Raw genomic sequence first — 17457 nt, forward strand, 5'->3', positions numbered from 1 at the left:
GTTAGAACGGTGCAAAACCAGTCAAAATATCGGCGCTTTATTTCCGTTGCACCAACGATCGGAAACAGGCGCACTGAAAAAACAAATTATTGACACCGTCATTTTGATATCACACCCTTGCCTCTTTGGAAGACCTGATCTGCCCTTCTGTAGTCCAGATAGCCGTTGGCTGGAAGTACATATATGAGTCAAGCAGACGATATTGGAAATCTGTTCCACCGCTTTGGGGCCAGTGCCGACAGCTACCAGGAAATCAACACCGAGTTCGAATTCCTCGAGCCTTTGCCCGCAAACGCAGAGCCGGCGCCGCTTGCGCCCGCTGCGGTGAAACCCGCTCCGGTCACTTTGGTCGAGGTCAAGCGCCCCGCCCTGGTCACCGCCGCCCCCGCGCCATCCGCTCCGGTTGTTGTGCAATCTCCCGTGCCCGCCGTCCCTGCTCCGGCGTTTTTGCCGTCGAGCGCCGAGGCGCCGGCCGGTTCCCTGCGTGACCGCCTGCAAGGCATCGCCCGGCAACGCCGCCTCGCCGCCGAAGAAAGCAACCGCCGCGCCCTCGACAAGGCCATGCGGGTGCAACCCGCGTCGCGACCACAAGCACGCATCGTTGCCGTCGTGTCAGCCAAAGGCGGTGTCGGCAAGACGACATTGGCCATGTCCCTGGCCAAACTGCTCAAGCGCCCGGTCGGCCGCACCCTGGTCCTCGACCTCGATCCGCAGAACGCCCTGCTCAGCCATTTCAACCTGCCGCGTACCACGCCCGGCCTGAACCAGGCACGCCTGGATGCGCTGGACTGGAGCGAAATCTGCGCCCCTACCGACGCTGGTATCGAATGCCTGCCGTTCGGCCCGAGCAACGCTGCCGACCTGCGCGCCTTCGAAACTCTGCTGGCGGGCAACCCGGAGTGGCTGGTGCAGGAGCTGTCCACCCTCGACCTGGGCAAGGACGACCTGCTGTTGATCGACACCAGCACCGGCGCCTCGCCCTGGCTGCACCAGGTCCTGGCCATCGCCGACCAGGTGATCGCCGTGACCCTGGCCGACGCCGCCTCCTACCTGGTGCTGGACAAGCTGCAGTCCTGGCTTTCCCCCTTGCGCCCCGAACACTGCGCCTATCTGGTCAACCTGGTGGACGCCCGCAGCGCCCTGAGCCTGGATATGAGCGAAGTGCTGCGCCAGCAACTGGGCAACCAATGGCTGGCCGCCGTTCCGTTCGACCCGCAGGTCGGCGAGGCCCTGGCCTTCGAATACGACCTTTTCCAGCAACCGGCCGATAGCCCTGCCTGCCAGGCATTGCGCAACGTTGCCGGCCAGCTGACCCACCGCCTCGAGCAGCTTCGCGAAGAACACAGCGCCTCATGACCGCCCAACTCACACCGACGCCGGAGTTGCCGACGTCCAGGAGAGCGCGGGCGCATGCCTGGGTTGCCCGGATGGAAGCACTGTCCCCGGCCCTTAAGCTCAGCCTGAAGATCGCTGCCGCCGTGGTCGGCTTGTTCCTGCTCGCCGCCGTGGTCACCGCGCCCCTGGACCTGGAACGCCAGTTCGCCTTTTCCGGCCTGTGCCTGGTCTGCCTGCTGATCCTGCGCAAAGTGCCGGGACGCCTGCCGGTGATGGCCATGATCGCCCTGTCCTTGCTGGCGACCCTGCGCTACGTCTATTGGCGCCTGACCGACACCCTCGGCTTCGACAACTGGGTGGACATGTTCTTCGGCTATGGCCTGGTGGCCGCCGAGACCTACGCCCTGATCATCCTCGCGTTCGGCTACATGCAGACCGCCTGGCCGCTGCAGCGCAAGCCGAAGATCCTCACCACGCCGCCGCAGGAATGGCCGGTGGTGGACGTGTTCGTGCCGACCTACAACGAAGAACTGAGCATCGTCAAACTCACCGTCCTCGCCGCCCAGGCCATGGACTGGCCGCGGGACAAGCTGCGCATCCATGTGCTGGACGACGGTCGCCGCGAGGAATTCCGCGAGTTCTCCCGGCAGATCGGGGTCAACTACATCGTCCGCGACAACAACCGTCACGCCAAGGCCGGTAACCTCAACGAAGCGCTGAAGGTCACCGACGGCGAGTTCGTGGCGATCTTCGACGCCGACCATGTGCCGACCCGCTCCTTCCTCCAGGTCACCCTGGGCTGGTTCCTCAAGGATCCAAAGCTGTCGCTGCTGCAAACGCCGCACTTCTTCTTCTCGCCCGACCCGTTCGAGAAAAACCTCAACACCTTCCGTTCGGTACCCAACGAGGGTGAGCTGTTCTACGGCCTGATCCAGGACGGCAACGACCTGTGGAACGCCACCTTCTTCTGTGGTTCCTGCGCGGTGATCCGGCGTACCCACCTGCTGGAAGTCGGCGGCGTCGCGGTGGAAACCGTGACCGAGGACGCCCACACCGCCCTCAAGCTCAACCGCAAGGGCTACAACACCGCCTACCTGGCGATCCCCCAGGCGGCAGGCCTGGCTACCGAGAGCCTGTCACGGCATATCAACCAGCGCATCCGCTGGGCCCGGGGCATGGCGCAGATCTTCCGCACCGACAACCCGTTCATGGGCAAGGGCCTGAACTTCGGCCAGCGGGTCTGCTACGCCAACGCCATGGCGCACTTCTTCTACGGCCTGCCGCGCCTGGTGTTCCTCACCGCACCGCTGGCCTACCTGATTTTCGGCGCGAAGATCTTCCACGCCTCGGCGCTGATGATCACCGCCTACGTGCTGCCCCATATCATCCACGCCAGCCTGACCAACTCACGGATCCAGGGGAAGTTCCGCCATTCGTTCTGGAACGAGGTCTACGAATCGGTACTGGCCTGGTACATCATGCGCCCGGTGCTGGTGGCCCTGATCAACCCGAAGGTCGGCGGCTTCAACGTCACCGACAAGGGCGGGATCATCGAGAAGGACTATTTCGACTGGAAGCTGGCCCGGCCCTATATCGTCCTGCTGGCGCTGAACCTGATCGGCATGGCCTGCGGCATCGTCCAGCTGGTGATCGGCGACCCGGACGCGGCAGTGACCATCGTCATCAACCTCGGCTGGACCCTGTACAACGTGATCATGACCAGCGCCGCCGTGGCCGTGGCCAGTGAAAGCCGCCAGGTGCGCACCGAGCCACGGGTGCACGCCGAGCTGCCGGTGCGTCTGCACCTGCCCGACGGCCGCGAGATCGACACCAGCACCCTCGACTTCTCCCAGAGCGGCGTGGGCGTGAAGCTGCCGGCGGACCTGGCCCTGACCAAGGACATGCAGCTCGACGTGACCCTGCACCGCGGCGGCCAGGCCTGCGTGCTGCCGGCGCGGGTGATGTTCTCGCGCCACGGCATGGCCGGCATGCGCTTCCGCGAGCTGACCCTGCGCCAGCAGAGCGACATGGTCCGCCTGACCTTCTCCCGCGCCGACACCTGGGCCTCGACCTGGGGCGGCGCCAAGACCGACACCCCGCTGCACGCCCTGCGCGATGTCAGCCGGGTCGGCCTGCGCGGCATCTACGACCTCGGCCAGGCGACCGTGGCAGCGCTGCAGCACCGCCGCTATTTCCGCAAGAACCCGACTTCTCCTTCCGAACCTGCAGTGGAAACCCAATGACCTTCCAGGCTCCCTTCCCCCGCTCCGTCAACCCGTTGCGCCGCCCCCGCGCCCTGCTCGCCTGCGCCCTCCTCCTGGCCGGCGCAGCCCAGGCCGAGGAACTGCCGGCCAGCGCGTCGGCGGTGGCGGCGCCGGATGCGGCCCTCAGCCCGGCAGGCACCTCCCCCGGTTACCACATGACCTTCAAGGAGCTGGGCAAGGACTACACCATGAGCCTCAAGGGCATCGAGTCCGCCGACACGGTGAACTTCGACATGCGCGCCGACGAGGTGGTGACCGGGGCCCAGCTGACCCTGCAATACACCTATTCGCCGGCCCTGCTCAGCGACCTGTCGCAGATCAACATCATGGTCAACGATGAAGTCGCCGCCAGCCTGGCCCTGCCCAAGGAAAGCGCCGGCACCCTGCAGAAGCAGACCATCGAGATCCCGCCCTACCTGATCACCGAGTTCAACCGCCTCAGCGTGCAGTTAATCGGCCACTACACCATGCAGTGCGAGGACCCGCAGCACTCCAGCCTGTGGGCGAAGATCGGCAGCGACAGCCAATTGAGCATCCAGGTGTCCCAGGTCGAGTTGCCCAACGACCTGGCCAACCTGCCCATGCCGCTGTTCGACCGTCGCGACCGCCGCGCCCTGGCCTTGCCGTTCGTGTTTGCCGCTGCACCGGACAACACCACCCTGGAAGCCGCCGGCGCGGTCTCCTCGTGGCTGGGCGCGCTGGCCAGTTACCGTGGCGCGCGCTTCTCGACTCAACTCGACGGCCTGCCGGCCAGCGGCAACGGCGTCGTCCTGGTCAACAGCACCGAGGCCTCGCACCTGGCCGGCCTCGACCTGCCAGCGGTGGACGGCCCGACCCTGTCCATCGTCGCCAACCCCAATGACCGTTTCGGCAAGCTGTTGGTCATCGCCGGCCGCGACAGTGCCGAAATCAAGCAAGCCGCCAACGCCCTGGTCCTCGGCAACCGCAGCTTCGCCGGGCAAAGCGTGAAGATCGACGCCGTCGACCTGCTGCCGCGCCAGCCCTACGACGCGCCGAACTGGCTGCCCAGCGATCGCCCGGTGCGCCTGGGCGAGTTGCTCGAGCCGCGCCAGTTGAACGTCTCCGGCTACGCCCCGGCGATGATCACCGTGCCGATGCGCCTGCCGCCGGACCTGTTCAACTGGCGTGAAGACGGCGCCCGGCTGAACCTGAAGTACCGCTACACGCCGCAGCAGACCTCGACCAACTCGTCGCTGATGGTCAGCTTCAACGACCGCTTCATCCGTTCCATGACCCTGCCATCGATCCAGAGCATGGGCGCCGGGGAAAGCCTGCTGGCGATGCTGAAGAAGGACGACAGCCTGGTCCGCGAAGCGAGCATGCTGCTGCCGCTGGACTCGGTCGCCCTGCAATCGCGCCTGCAATTCCGCTATATGTTCGACTACGTCAAGCAGGGTGAATGCGGCGACATCATCATCGACAACATGCGCGGCGCCATCGACCCCGACTCGACCCTGGACCTGAGCGGCTACGACCACTTCATCGCCATGCCCAACCTCGGCGTGTTCAAGGACAGCGGCTTCCCCTTCACCCGCCTGGCCGACCTGTCGCAGACTGCGGTGATCCTTCCGGACAATGCCGGCCCGGCCGACTGGGACGCCTACCTGACCGTGCTCGGACGCTTTGGTGATTCCACCGGCTACCCGGCCACGGCGGTCAGCGTCGGCCAGGCCGACGACGTCGGGCAGTTCGCCGACAAGGACCTGCTGGTGCTGTCCTCCGGGCACAACCAACCGCTGCTCAAGAGCTGGGCCGACTACCTGCCCAGCCGCAGCGAAGACGCCAGGCGCTATGTGGAGTTCTCCGACCTGCCGCTGCGCCTGCGCGAATGGATCAGCCCGGACCCCGCCGCCAACCTGCGCAAGGCCCGGGGCGCCCTGACCTTCAGCGGCGGCGACAGCGGCTCCTACGTCAGCGGCTTCGAATCGCCGCTGCAGAAGGGCCGCAGCGTGGTCCTGCTGTCCAGCCCACAGGCCGGCAAGCTCAGCGAAGTGACCGACGCCCTGATCGGCGGCGAGCACTACACCCAGGCCCTGCAAGGCAGCCTGGCAGTGATCAAGGGCAAGAACATCCAGTCGCTGGTGGCCGAAGAGGATTACTACGTCGGCCAACTGGGCCCGTTCCGCTACATCCAATGGGTGCTGTCGCGCCACGTGTTCCTGCTGCTGGTGCTGACCGTCGTCGGGGTGTCCCTGGTCAGTGGCGCGGCCTACTTCTCGCTGCGCACCATCGCCCGACGCCGGCTCAAGGACCAGTAAGTCATGAAGACTCCATTGAAGACCCTGCTCGCTGCCGCCCTCGGCGCCTGCCTGCTGCCCGCCACCAGCCAGGCCGCCGAGCAGTGCGGCGTCAGCGAGTGGCCGCTGTGGCACGACTTCGTCCAGCACTTCATCCAGCCTGACGGCCGGGTGCTGGACGCCAGTACCCCGCAGTTGCACAGTTCTTCCGAAGGCCAGTCCTACGGCATGTTCTTCGCCCTGGTCGCCAATGACCGGCCGGCCTTCGACAAACTCTGGGCCTGGGCCAGGAACAACCTGGCCGGCAGCGACATCGCCAACAACCTGCCGGGCTGGTGGTGGGGCAAGGACGAGAAAGGCCAGTGGCGCCTGCTCGACAGCAACTCCGCCTCCGACGCCGACCTGTGGTTCGCCTACGCCCTGAGCGAAGCGGCGCGCCTGTGGAAGGACGACAGCTATGCCAAGGAGGCCAACCTGCTGCTGGCCAATATCAAGGCCAGGGAAGTCGCCGACCTGCCCGGCCTGGGCAAGATGCTCCTGCCCGGCCCGTTCGGCTTCGCCCAGCCTGGTCACCTCTGGCACCTGAACCCGAGCTACCTGCCGGTGCCGGTGCTGCGCCGCATCGCCGCGGTCGACCCGCAAGGCCCGTGGAACGAGATCGCCCGCAGCACCGGCAGCCTGATGCAGCGCGCCGCCAAGCACGGCTTTATCGCCGACTGGGTCGGCTATCGCGGCACCGGTCCGAGTTCCGGGCTGTTCATCATCGACCCGCTCAAGGGCGAACAAGGCAGCTACGACGCGATCCGCGTGTATCTGTGGGCCGGCATGACCCCCAACAGTGACCCCCTGGCCAAGCCGATCCTCGACAGCCTCGACGGCATGTCGCGCATCGTCGCCACCCAGGGCACGCCGCCGGAGAAGGTCCAGGTACACGCCAACACCACCAGCAATGCCGCCAACTTCGGGTTCTCCGCCGCGCTGCTGCCCTACCTGAAGGCCCGCCAGCAACCCTGGCTGGAGCAGCAGCAACGCGCCCGGGTCGATGCCGAGCTGGCCCAAAGCTTTACCCCGCAGGCAGTTCAGGCCAGCCAACCACCTTATTACTCCGTGGTCCTCAGCCTGTTCGCCCTTGGCTACATGGATGAGCATTACCGCTTCCTCGCCGACGGGAAGCTGCAACCTCTCTGGGAGACTTCATGCGCTCGCGTCGTCAAACTCTAGCTGTCGGCCTGCTTGCCGCACTGTCCTGCACTGCCACCCACGCCGAACTCAGCGCGAACGGCAAGGCCCTGCTCGAACAGGGCCAGTACTGGCAGGGGCGCAAGGACAAGGCCCGGGCCTCCGAGGCCTGGCGCAAGCTGCTGCTGATCGATCCGCAGCAATCCGATGCCATCTACAACCTAGGCCTGATCGAGCTGGACAGCGATCGTCCGGCAAACGCCAAGCGCTACCTGGAGCAGTTGAAAGCGGCCCATCCCGGTTCGCAACAGGCCCTGTTGCTGGACCAGGAAATCCGCCTGCACGGCGACGCCACCGGCGAGCACCTGAACCAGGCGCGGGTCGAGGTGGAGTCCGGCGAAGCGGAAAAGGCCGTGGAAACCTACCGCGGGCTTTTCGGCGGGCAACCGCCACAAGGCGACCTGGCCCTGGAGTACTACGGCACCCTCGGCTACACCAAGGGCGGCTGGCAGGAAGCCCGGCAAGGACTGGAACGCCTGATCGCCCAGGGCGGTGATAACCGCCGGGCCAAACTGACCCTGGCCAAGCTGCTGCTCAGCGACGAAAGTACCCGCGCCGACGGCCTGCGTCGCCTGGCCTCGTTCCGCGACGATCCGGTGATCGGCAGCCAGGCCGTGGAAGCCTGGCGCCAGGGCCTGTCGTGGCTGGGCGGGAGCAAGGCCGACATGGCCTTGTTCGAGGACTACCTCAAGGCCTATCCGGACGACGAGGAAATCCGCGAGCAAATGCGCACCGGCCAGCGCCGGGCGCAATCCAGCTACCAGCAGAATCCGCATCTGGCCCGGGGCTTCAAGGCCCTCGAAAGCGAAGACCTGGACGCCGCGGAACAGGCCTTCCAGGCCCGTCTGCGTGAAGCACCGCAAGATGCCGACGCCCTCGGCGGCCTGGGTCTGGTGCGCCAGCGCCAGGGGCGCCTGGCCGATGCCGACGCCCTGCTGCGCCAGGCGATCAAGCAAGGCAACGCCAGCCGCTGGCAGAGTGCACTGGTCGCCAACCAGTACTGGGTGCTGCTGGACCAGGCGGCACAGGAACGGGATGCCGGCAATCCGGACAAGGCCCGGGAACTGCTACAGCGGGCCATCGCCAACAATCCGCGCGAGGTCCAAGGCCATCTCAACCTGGCCGAGCTGCAAGCGGCCCAGGGTCAGCTCCAACTGGCTGAAACCACCTACCGCCACGCCCTGAGCCTGGACCCCGCCCAGCCCGACGCCCTCGCCGGCCTCATCGCCCTGCTCGCCGGCAACGGCAAGCTCGGCGAAGCCCAGCGCATGATCGACAACCTCGGCGATGCCCAGCGTCAGCGCCTGGACATGAGCCGGCTGCGCGCCGCCATCGCCGTCGGCCAGGCCAAGGACGCCGAGGCCCGTGGCGACCTGGCCGGGGCACGCAAGGCCCTGGAAGACGCGGTGCGCAACGACCCGCAGAACCCCTGGACCCGCTCGGACCTCGCCGAGATCTACCTGAAGACCGACGCGCCGAACAAGGCGCGGCAGACCATGGATGAACTGGTCCAGGCCAACCCGGGCAAGCCCGAGGCGCTGTATGCCGGGGCGCTGTTCGCCAGCCGCCAGGCGCAGTGGGCCAGGGCCCGCCAGTTGCTCGAACGCATTCCCGCCAGCCAGCGCAGCAAGGCGATGAACAATCTCGCCGAGGAAGTCGAACTGCGCCAGCTCGCCGCCCAGGCGCAAACCCTGGCCAAACAGGGCAAGCGCACCCAGGCCATGAACCTGCTCAAGCGCGCCGAAACCGGCGTCAGCGCCAGCCCCGACCTGTATGCCGCCCTGGCCGCGGCCTATATCGAAATCGGCTACACCGACCGCGCCGTGTCCATGTTGCGCAACGCTATCGCCCAGAGCAGCAAGCCGACCCCGGCCCTGCGCATCGCCTATGCCGGTGCCCTGCTCAAGGCCGGTGACGACCTGCAGGTCAGCCAGATGCTCCGCGACCTGCGCAGCCTGCCGCTGACCGCAGCCGAGCAGCGCAGCTACGACGACCTGCTGTTCCAGTACACCGTGCGCCAGGCCGACCTGCTGCGCGAGAAAGGCGACCTGGTCGCCGCCTACGACACCCTGGCCCCGGCCCTGGCCCAGCGCCCGGACGATGCCCAGGCGGTGTCGTCGCTGGCGCGCATGTACCTGGACAACCGCAATCCGCAGAAGGCCGTGGACCTCTATCAGCCACTGCTCGCTGCCCAACCCGCCAACGCCGACGTGCAGATGGGCGCGGCCCTGGCCTACCAGCAGAACGGCCAGACTGCCCAGGCGGAGCACGCCATCGAGCGCGGCCTGGAACTGGCCCCGGAAAATCCGCAAGTGCTGAGCACGGCGGCCGCCTGGTACCGCAGCCGCGGCAAGCTGGCCCGGGCCCAGGAGCTGTATGCCCAGGCCCTGGCCCTGCAGGGGCCGAAGGAAGAACTGATCGACAACCCGTTCGGCCCGGCCATCGCCGCCAACCCCTTCGTCGGCCAGCCCGGCCAGCGCAAGGCCTCGCGCCTGGGCGATATCGCCCTCAACGAGATTCCCGAACCGGCGCGGGTCCAGGCGAAAAGCCGTGCCGCCGCGACCCAGCTCCGCGACGCGGATACCTTCGACGAGCCGGTGCAACTGGCCAGCCTCGATGACGCGCCGGTTCAGCGTCGCAGCACCCGGCCGGCGGCCGAGCCCGACCGCGCGGTGATCAACCCGGATCCGCGTGCCGCCATCGAAACCGAGCTGACCAGCCTGGCCGAGCAGCGCAGCCCGCAGATCAAGCAAGGCGTAACCTTCCGCAGCAACAACGGCGAAGGTGGCCTGAGCAAGATCTTCGATGTGGAAACCCCGCTGGAAATCAGCTTCCCGGTCAACGACGACCGCATGGCCGTGCGGGTGACGCCGGTGTCGCTGAATGCCAGCGGTTTCCATTCAAGCAGCAACAGCGCCTACCGCTTCGGCGGCTTCGACGCGGCTGACGCCCAGGTGTTGCTGGCCGAACCGCTGGCAGAACAGCTGGACGACATGGACACCCTGCTCAACGGCTACCCCGGCTCGCAGAAAGATGCCGGCGTCGGCCTGGCCCTGGCCTATGAAATGCCAGCGCTGGGCCTGAAGACCGATATCGGCAGCACGCCGATCGGCTTCCGCGAAACCAATATGGTAGGCGGCATCAGCCTCGACCGGCCGTTCGCCGAGAACAGCAACTTCCGCTACAACCTCAACCTGTCGCGCCGGGCCATGACCGACAGCCTGCTGTCCTTCGCCGGCGCCCGCGATGCGCGCAGCGGCGTGGAATGGGGCGGCGTCACCGCCACCGGCCTGCGCGGCCAGCTCAGCTACGACAACCAGCGCTGGGGCACCTACGCCTACGCCGGTTGGGCCAGCCTCGAGGGCAAGCATGTCGAGCGCAACGAACGGGTCGAACTAGGCAGCGGTATCTACTGGTACCTGCTCAACAGCGAAGACTACCGCCTGACCGGTGGCCTGGGCGTGTCGGCGGCCAGCTACGACAGCAACCAGAGCTTCTTCACCTACGGCCACGGCGGCTACTTCAGCCCGCAGAACTTCTTCTCCATCGGCCTGCCGTTCAGCTGGGCGCATCGCGGGCCGGACTGGTCGTACCAGATCCAGAGCTCGATCGGCGTGCAGCATATCGAGCAGGAAGGCGCTCCCTACTACGGCAACAAGAGCGCCCAGGCCGCACTGGAAAGCCTTGCCGCGATCTACCAGGCGAACAACCCCGGCAGCGTGGTCAACACCCGCTACGAGAAGCAGAGCAAGACCGGCATCGGCTATTCCTTCGGCGCCACGGGCGAGTACCGCCTGGGCGACGGCTTCTTCTTCGGCGGTACCCTGGGCGTCGACAACGCCCGCGACTACCGCCAGTTCACCGGTGGCCTGTACCTGCGCTACCTGTTCGAGGACGGCGGCGGCGCCATGCCCCTGCCCGTCAGTCCTTACCGTTCCCCTTATTCGAATTAAGCCAAAGGAGATTCATACATGGCTGCTTCCCTGCTTGCTGGCCTGACCATCCTGATGATCGGCGACAGCCACCTGGCCACGCCCAACTACCTGATGCAGGACCTGCACAACAACCTGGTCAACCAGGGCGCGCAGGTGCATACCCTGGGCGTTTGCGGCTCCAAGGCCGGCGACTGGACCCAGGTGGTGCCCGGCGAGTGCGGCGGCGCCGAGCGGCGCAACAAGGACAAGGCCGTGGTCCTCGGCAACAAGGCCACCACCCAGCCGGTGGGCCAGTTGGTCGCTGCCGACAAGGCCAACCTGATCGTGGTGGTGATGGGTGACACCATGGCCGACTACACCAAGCCGGCGTTCCCGAAAGCCTGGGCCTGGCAGCAAACCACCCAGTTGACCAAGGCGATCAAGGAAACCGGCGCCAAATGCGTCTGGGTCGGTCCGGGCTGGGGCACCGAAGGTGGCAAGTACGGCAAGACCTTCGCCCGCGTCGAAATGACCTCGAAATTCCTCGCCGCCAACGTCGCCCCCTGCGACTACATCGACTCGCTGACCTTCGCCAAGCAAGGCCAATGGGCGACCATCGATGGTCAGCACTACACCGCCATGGGCTACACCAGCTGGAGCAAGGCGATCACCGACGCCATCCTGAAAACCCCGGCCGTGCAAGGGGCGAAGAAATGACCCTGCGTCCCCTGCTCGCCCTGCCCCTGGCCCTGGCGGCCGCCACGGCCAGTGCCGAAGTCGCCCTGTACCCCACCGGCCCCAGCGAAGACTCGGCGTTCCTGCGCTTCGTCAATGTCGCCCCCGGCGTACTGAAGATGGAAGCCAGCGGTTCGAAAGCCAGCCTCGCCCTGAACGATACGAAGAAGGTCTCCGACTACCTGCCGGTGCCGGCCAACAAGTCCATCCAGGGCACCCTGAGCCGTGGCGGCCAGAGCGCTGCACTGGACCTGAAAGTGGCGCCGGGCGAGTTCGCCACGGTGTTCGCCTTCGACGACGGCGGCAAGATCAGCCAGCGCGTGGTCCGCGAACAACCGGACGACTTCAACGGCCTGAAAGCCTCGCTGGCCTTCATCAGCCTCGACGCCACCTGCCAGGGCGCCAGTCTGCGCCCGGCCGGACGCACTGCCGACCTGTTCAAGGACACCGCCGACGGCAGCCTCCAGCGCCGCTCGATCAACCCGGTGAAGCTCTCGGTGCAGCTGGTCTGTGCCAACGCCAACGTCGGCAACCCGCTGGACCTGGGCGAGCTCAAGGCCGGAGAGCGCTACAGCGTCATGCTCTTGCCGGGGGCCAACGGCCCGCAACTGCTCAACGCCACCGATACCCTGGCCAACTGACAGGACGTCCGCCGCACCATGGTTTTTGCCTCGCTCGAGTTCCTGACCCTGTTCCTGCCGCTGTTCATGCTGGTGTATGCCCTGAGCCCGGCGCGGGGACGCAACCTGGTGCTGCTGCTCGGCAGCTGGTTCTTCTATGGCTGGCTGAGCCCGCTGTTCCTGCTGCTGCACGTGGTGCTGACGGTGATCGCCTGGGCCGGGGGCCTGGCGGTAGACCGCAGCCGCGAGGACGGCCGCGGCCGGGTGCGTCTTTTGGCGGCGCTGATCGTGCTCAACACCCTGGTACTGTGCTGGTACAAGTACGCCAATATCGTCGCCGCGACCTACAACGAGCTGATCACCCATTACGGCTACCTGCCCATGGAATGGCAGCGCGTGGCCTTGCCGGCGGGGTTGTCGTTCATCGTCCTGCAGGCGATCTCCTACCTGGTCGATGTGCACCGCCACACCGTGCCGGTAGAGCGCAGCCTGGTAAATTTCGCCACCTACATCTCGATGTTCGGCCACTCCATCGCCGGCCCCATCATTCGCTATGACTGGGTCCGGCGCGAGCTGGAGCAGCGTTACTTCAACTGGCAAAACTTCTCCCTCGGCGCCCGGCGTTTCATGATCGGCATGTGCATGAAGGTGCTGGTGGCCGACACCCTGTCGCCGCTGGTGGACGTGGCCTTCCATCTGGACAACCCATCGTTCCTCGACGCCTGGCTGGGTTGCCTGGCCTACTCGCTGCAACTGTTCTTCGACTTCGCCGGCTACAGCGCCATGGCCATCGGCCTGGGCCTGATGCTCGGTTTCCACTTCCCGGAAAACTTCAACCGGCCCTACCTGGCCAGCAGCATCCAGGACTTCTGGCGGCGCTGGCACCTGTCGCTGTCCAGCTGGCTGCGGGATTACCTGTACATCGCCCTGGGCGGCAACCGCTTCGGCACCTGGAACACCTACCGCAACCTGTTCCTGACCATGGCCATCGCCGGCCTCTGGCATGGCGGCGACAGTTGGAACTACCTGCTCTGGGGCGCTGCCCACGGCGTTGCCTTGTGCGTCGACCGGGCCTGGAGCCGTTCCAGCCTGCCGGCGATCCCGAAAGTGCTGTCCCATACCCTGACCCTGCTGTTCGTCTGCCTGGCCTGGACCCTGTTCCGTGCCCCGGACTTCGCTACCGCCCTGGACATGTACGCCGGGCAGTTCGGCCTGCACGCCTTCGCCCTGGGCGAAGCGCTGTCAGCCACGGTACGTCCGGTGCATGGCCTGGCGGCGGCGCTCGGTGTGTGTTGCGTGATCGCGCCGCTGTACCAGGCGCGGCTTGAACGATCCTTCGGTCACAGCGCACTGTATGCGGTGCTGGCTGCCCTCTGGCCCGTGGCCGGTTTCCTGTTGGCGTTCTCCCTGATCGCCAGCCGCGATGCCGTGCCCTTCCTGTACTTCCAGTTCTGATGACGACCAAGACTCCGCCGCCGAGTACGGCACCGACGCCTCCGAGCGCCATCGCCCTGCGCACCAGCCCGCTGGCCGGTGCCACCCTCGCCGCCTTCCTGGCCGCCGGCCTGCTGTCCTGTGGCTGGCTGCTGTTCAGCGGCAAGCTCCAGTTGCTGCCAGGCAAGGCGCTGTCCAACGACGCGGTGCTGGAGGGTGAAATCACCCACCGCATTGCCAAGGAACTGGCCAAGGCGCCGCTGCCGGAGCATGCCGCACAACTGGAACGCGCCGGCAGTTGGCTGGCGTTGGGCGATACCGGTCCGCGGGTGCGCGAGGGGTGTCCGCAGTGGCTGTTCATCAGCGACGAACTGAAGATCAACCGGCATGCGGCGCAGAATGCCGAGGCCAAGGCGGCGGCGGTGATTGCCCTGCGTGACCAACTGAAGGCGCGGAATATCCAGTTGCTGGTCAGCGTGGTCCCGGACAAGAGCCGGGTCGCTGCCGGCCAGCTCTGCGATCTGCCGCGTCCGGCCAGCCTGGAGCCTCGGGTACGGGACTGGACGGCCAGCCTGCAGGCGGCGGGGGTCAATGTCCTCGACCTCACCCCTGCCCTGCAACCCTTGGGTGCCGACGCCTTCCTGCGCCTGGATACTCACTGGAGCGAGGCCGGGGCCCATGCGGCGGCGCTGGCGATTGCCGGGAAGATCGCCGCCATGGGCTTCACGGCGACGCCGACGCGCAGTTTCGCTATCGCCCAGCAACCGGCGGCACCGCGCCCTGGCGATCTGGTGCGGCTGGCCGGGCTCGACTGGCTGCCAATGCCTCTGCAACCCGCTGAAGAAGTGGTGATGGCCTCGACCATCAACGAACAGGTGCCGGAAGCCGAAGGTGGAGGAGACAGCCTCGATGACTTGTTCGGCGACGACAACCTGCCCAACCTGGCGCTGATCGGCACCTCGTTCTCGCGCAACTCGAACTTCGCCGGGTTCCTGCAACAGGCGCTCAAGGCGCCGGTGGGCAATTTTGCCAAGGATGGCGGGGAGTTCTCGGGGGCGGCCAAGGCCTACTTCAACAGCCCGGCGTTCTCCCAGACCCCGCCGCAGTTGGTGGTCTGGGAGATTCCGGAGCGGGATTTGCAGACGGCGTATGGCGGGGACGTGGGTCTGCAATGATCGCCCGATAGAAAGCGCAGCGCCGGACAGATGCCGATGTCGGCAGTTCCGGCCTCATCGCTGGCAAGCCAGCTCCCACAAGGTCAGTGTCGGACACAAACTCTGCGGCTGGCTCAGAAACCTGTGGGAGCCGGCGTTGCCGGCGATGACGCCGGCACTGGCAATGAATGGTGGTGTCTGGGCGGGCCAATCGCTGGCAACGCCAGCACACACAGGGTTCGGTGGTGCACCCTCACTCGTGCGGACCACACCCCGCTTGCGCAGCCGGCCCATCCAGGTACTCGCGGCTCCACTGCTCCAGCGGCAACGGCGGCTGCTGCTGGAAGATCCGCACCATGATCCGCTTCAGCGCCTCGGGATTGCGAATCGAATCCACCCCCGCCCCCGGCCACGATGCCGGCGTCTGCACCTGCCATTGCCCCTGCCCGTCACAACTGGCCATACGGAAACGGAAGGTGTAGTTGCCGGGAATGCCCATGCGCAGGTCACTGACCACCAGGGCATCGCCGACCACGTCGTAACGCAGCCAGTCACCGGTGAACCAGCGCAGCCGCTCGTACAGCGGCGAGCCCTCCAGCACCTTGGCCGCATCCAGGTTCAGCGGCTGGCGCTGCCATTCCGGCGGATCGTCGTCGAACAGGCTGGTGACGCCTTCGTAGTAATGCCCATCGGGCGTTTTCGCTACCACGCGCCAGACCAGGGTGTTGAACGGCATTGGCAGCGCGCGCAGTTGCGTGACGTCGATCTCCCGCGCACGCAGCGCGGCGTGGAACCGCTGTTCGGCGATGTTCTTCGAGAGCAGGCCGAAGCCCAGGTAGACCGTACTCAGCAACAGCAGCACGCCCAGCACGGTGGCAGCCCCGCCCTTGAAGCCCTTGATCGCGGCATAGATCACCCCGAACAGCAGCGGCACCGTGTACAGCGGATCGATGATGAACACCGCCGCCCAGCTCTGCGGCGTGGGCTGGAACGGCCAGAACAGCTGCGTGCCGTAGACGGTGAAGGCATCCAGCAAGGGATGGGTGATCAGCACCAGCCACAGGCCGAGGAACAACCGTGGGCCGCTGTAGCCGGCATCAGGCCGGCGGCGACGAACGATGAACAGCACCAGCCAGGTCAACAGCAGGGCCAGGCCGGTGAGGACGAACAGGGAATGGGAGAAGCCACGGTGGAAGGTCATGCTCGACACGGGGTCGGCGTAGCGGATGGCGACATCCAGGTCCGGCAGGGTCGCGAGCAGCGCACCATAGACCAGCGAGCGCCGCCCCTGCACCTTGCCCAGCACCGCGCCCTGGATGGCGCCGCCCAGAACTGCTTGGGTCAATGAATCCAATGGCTTTTTCCTTGAGGGAGGGGCAAAGGGCAGATGCTAGCTCAGGGACAGGCAGGAAAGCACCCTGTGCGGAAACCTGGATGTAATTCAGGGGCTCATCGCTGGCAAGCCAGCTTCCACAAGTATCGGGTGCGCCGCAGAACCCGGTGTGTGTGGCCAGCGATGAGGCCCGTTCAGGCAACACATGTGCATCAGGTGTCATACAAAGCTACGAAAAGCGCGTAACTTCCGGCTTTCTTGTGGGCAATTTCCCAAGCATACTCCTGCGCGCTTTTGACGGTTGCGCTCATGGAAACCAGCACCTAGTCTCCGCCGGTCGTTGCAAAATCAACGATCGGCTTTGACAGGCCTGGATTGCATGAACGCTAGCTACCGTTATGGCGGCTGTGCGTGTGGGCACCTCCGGGTGCGCCAGGATTCTCATGCTCTCTGGTCTGTCAACCCGCGCACAGCTGCCACCCACCTGTTTGACAGCAGGAGTCTTTTCCCACTCTCAAGAGCATGAGATCACCATGAAAAAACTCGTACCTGATCCGCCACCTGATTTATCCCCACGCCTCACCACCGTCCACACCCACTTCGCCACCTGCCAGAACCATCACCCGCCCCTGTTCGCCGTCTGCGATGGCGCCGATATCGGCGATGCCCTTGCGCATCTCGCGGCCGCCTTGAAATCGGCGGCGGAAACCAATGCCCAGATGTGTGACCTTGCGGATCGGAAATATGGGGATCTGTTGTGGAGTACGCAGCAGTCGCTGGAGATTTCCCAGGCGTTGACGGCTTCGTTGTTGAAGGCGGTTGAGCGGCAAGGCGCGGATATGCTGCGCGGCTGATGGCCTCATCGCTGGCAACGCCAGCTCCCACAGGTTTCGCGTCGGGCATTCGATTTGCGGCTGGCATATGACCCTGTGGGAGCCGGCATTGCCGGCGATGACGTCTGTTCAAACACCATCCTTTATGGCGGCTGTACGTGTGGGCACCTTCAGGTGCGCCAGGTTTGCGTCTTCAGTGTCCTGGTCTGTCAACCCGCGTACAGTTGCCACCTCACTTCTTTAACATATGCCAACTAGCTGGGCTCAGCTCACTTCCCTACATCACGAAAGAATCGTCCTACAGCCACACCAGAATCTACCGACTTACTCCCAAGAGA

11 protein-coding genes are annotated in these 17457 nt (G+C 65.9%); 10 read left to right on the top strand and 1 reads right to left on the bottom strand.

Annotation, left to right across the window (positions count from 1 at the left end; genetic code table 11):
- Positions 1 to 183 precede the first annotated feature (183 nt).
- The 9 genes from bcsQ to PSEMO_RS10065 are packed head-to-tail and all read left to right on the top strand — an operon-like array spanning position 184 to position 14974.
- Entirely contained in the window at positions 184 to 1356 is a 1173-nt protein-coding gene (bcsQ, locus tag PSEMO_RS10025; RefSeq protein ID WP_075802914.1) for a cellulose biosynthesis protein BcsQ, read from the top strand.
- Positions 1353 to 3578, top strand: coding sequence for a UDP-forming cellulose synthase catalytic subunit (gene bcsA / locus PSEMO_RS10030; RefSeq protein WP_075802915.1), 2226 nt, complete (start codon positions 1353 to 1355; stop codon positions 3576 to 3578). The genes bcsQ and bcsA overlap by 4 nt, the downstream gene beginning before the upstream one ends.
- The gene (bcsB, locus tag PSEMO_RS10035; protein ID WP_075802916.1) at positions 3575 to 5878 is read left to right on the top strand and encodes a cellulose biosynthesis cyclic di-GMP-binding regulatory protein BcsB; all 2304 of its coding nucleotides are present in this window, start codon (positions 3575 to 3577) and stop codon (positions 5876 to 5878) included. The genes bcsA and bcsB overlap by 4 nt, the downstream gene beginning before the upstream one ends.
- A 3-nt stretch (positions 5879 to 5881) precedes the next feature.
- On the top strand, positions 5882 to 7078 hold the full coding sequence (bcsZ, locus tag PSEMO_RS10040; protein WP_075802917.1) for a cellulose synthase complex periplasmic endoglucanase BcsZ: 1197 nt from the start codon (positions 5882 to 5884) through the stop codon (positions 7076 to 7078).
- Complete coding sequence (locus tag PSEMO_RS10045; protein ID WP_075802918.1) at positions 7054 to 11049, top strand: cellulose biosynthesis protein BcsC; 3996 nt, start codon at positions 7054 to 7056, stop codon at positions 11047 to 11049. Before bcsZ ends, PSEMO_RS10045 begins: the two co-directional genes overlap by 25 nt.
- Before the next feature lie 18 nt (positions 11050 to 11067).
- Positions 11068 to 11727 (top strand): SGNH/GDSL hydrolase family protein, encoded by a 660-nt coding sequence (locus PSEMO_RS10050; RefSeq protein ID WP_075802919.1) that lies wholly within the window; start codon positions 11068 to 11070, stop codon positions 11725 to 11727.
- Complete coding sequence (locus PSEMO_RS10055) at positions 11724 to 12386, top strand: alginate O-acetyltransferase AlgF (protein ID WP_075802920.1); 663 nt, start codon at positions 11724 to 11726, stop codon at positions 12384 to 12386. Before PSEMO_RS10050 ends, PSEMO_RS10055 begins: the two co-directional genes overlap by 4 nt.
- A gap of 18 nt (positions 12387 to 12404) precedes the next feature.
- A complete protein-coding gene (locus PSEMO_RS10060; protein ID WP_075802921.1) occupies positions 12405 to 13820 on the top strand; it encodes an MBOAT family O-acyltransferase in 1416 nt (471 codons plus the stop codon).
- On the top strand, positions 13820 to 14974 hold the full coding sequence (locus PSEMO_RS10065) for an alginate O-acetyltransferase AlgX-related protein (RefSeq protein WP_075802922.1): 1155 nt from the start codon (positions 13820 to 13822) through the stop codon (positions 14972 to 14974). The genes PSEMO_RS10060 and PSEMO_RS10065 overlap by 1 nt, the downstream gene beginning before the upstream one ends.
- 232 nt (positions 14975 to 15206) lie before the next feature.
- On the opposite strand, the gene PSEMO_RS10070 is transcribed toward PSEMO_RS10065, so the two are convergent.
- Positions 15207 to 16307 (bottom strand): metal-dependent hydrolase, encoded by a 1101-nt coding sequence (locus PSEMO_RS10070; RefSeq protein ID WP_075802923.1) that lies wholly within the window; start codon positions 16305 to 16307, stop codon positions 15207 to 15209.
- A 512-nt stretch (positions 16308 to 16819) separates the two neighbouring features.
- Here PSEMO_RS10070 and PSEMO_RS10075 point away from each other — a divergent pair.
- Positions 16820 to 17140, top strand: coding sequence for a hypothetical protein (locus PSEMO_RS10075; RefSeq protein WP_075802924.1), 321 nt, complete (start codon positions 16820 to 16822; stop codon positions 17138 to 17140).
- Positions 17141 to 17457: the final 317 nt, after the last annotated feature.

The sequence above is a fragment of the Pseudomonas putida genome, from assembly GCF_001941965.1.
GTDB lineage: Bacteria > Pseudomonadota > Gammaproteobacteria > Pseudomonadales > Pseudomonadaceae > Aquipseudomonas > Aquipseudomonas putida_L.

What these genes read in the sequence shown, in the direction of transcription:
- bcsQ (WP_075802914.1), top strand. Translation starts at nt 184, where the DNA reads ATGAGTCAAGCAGACGATATTGGAAATCTGTTCCACCGCTTTGGGGCC.
- bcsA (WP_075802915.1), top strand. Translation starts at nt 1,353, where the DNA reads ATGACCGCCCAACTCACACCGACGCCGGAGTTGCCGACGTCCAGGAGA.
- bcsB (WP_075802916.1), top strand. Translation starts at nt 3,575, where the DNA reads ATGACCTTCCAGGCTCCCTTCCCCCGCTCCGTCAACCCGTTGCGCCGC.
- bcsZ (WP_075802917.1), top strand. Translation starts at nt 5,882, where the DNA reads ATGAAGACTCCATTGAAGACCCTGCTCGCTGCCGCCCTCGGCGCCTGC.
- PSEMO_RS10045 (WP_075802918.1), top strand. Translation starts at nt 7,054, where the DNA reads ATGCGCTCGCGTCGTCAAACTCTAGCTGTCGGCCTGCTTGCCGCACTG.
- PSEMO_RS10050 (WP_075802919.1), top strand. Translation starts at nt 11,068, where the DNA reads ATGGCTGCTTCCCTGCTTGCTGGCCTGACCATCCTGATGATCGGCGAC.
- PSEMO_RS10055 (WP_075802920.1), top strand. Translation starts at nt 11,724, where the DNA reads ATGACCCTGCGTCCCCTGCTCGCCCTGCCCCTGGCCCTGGCGGCCGCC.
- PSEMO_RS10060 (WP_075802921.1), top strand. Translation starts at nt 12,405, where the DNA reads ATGGTTTTTGCCTCGCTCGAGTTCCTGACCCTGTTCCTGCCGCTGTTC.
- PSEMO_RS10065 (WP_075802922.1), top strand. Translation starts at nt 13,820, where the DNA reads ATGACGACCAAGACTCCGCCGCCGAGTACGGCACCGACGCCTCCGAGC.
- PSEMO_RS10075 (WP_075802924.1), top strand. Translation starts at nt 16,820, where the DNA reads ATGAAAAAACTCGTACCTGATCCGCCACCTGATTTATCCCCACGCCTC.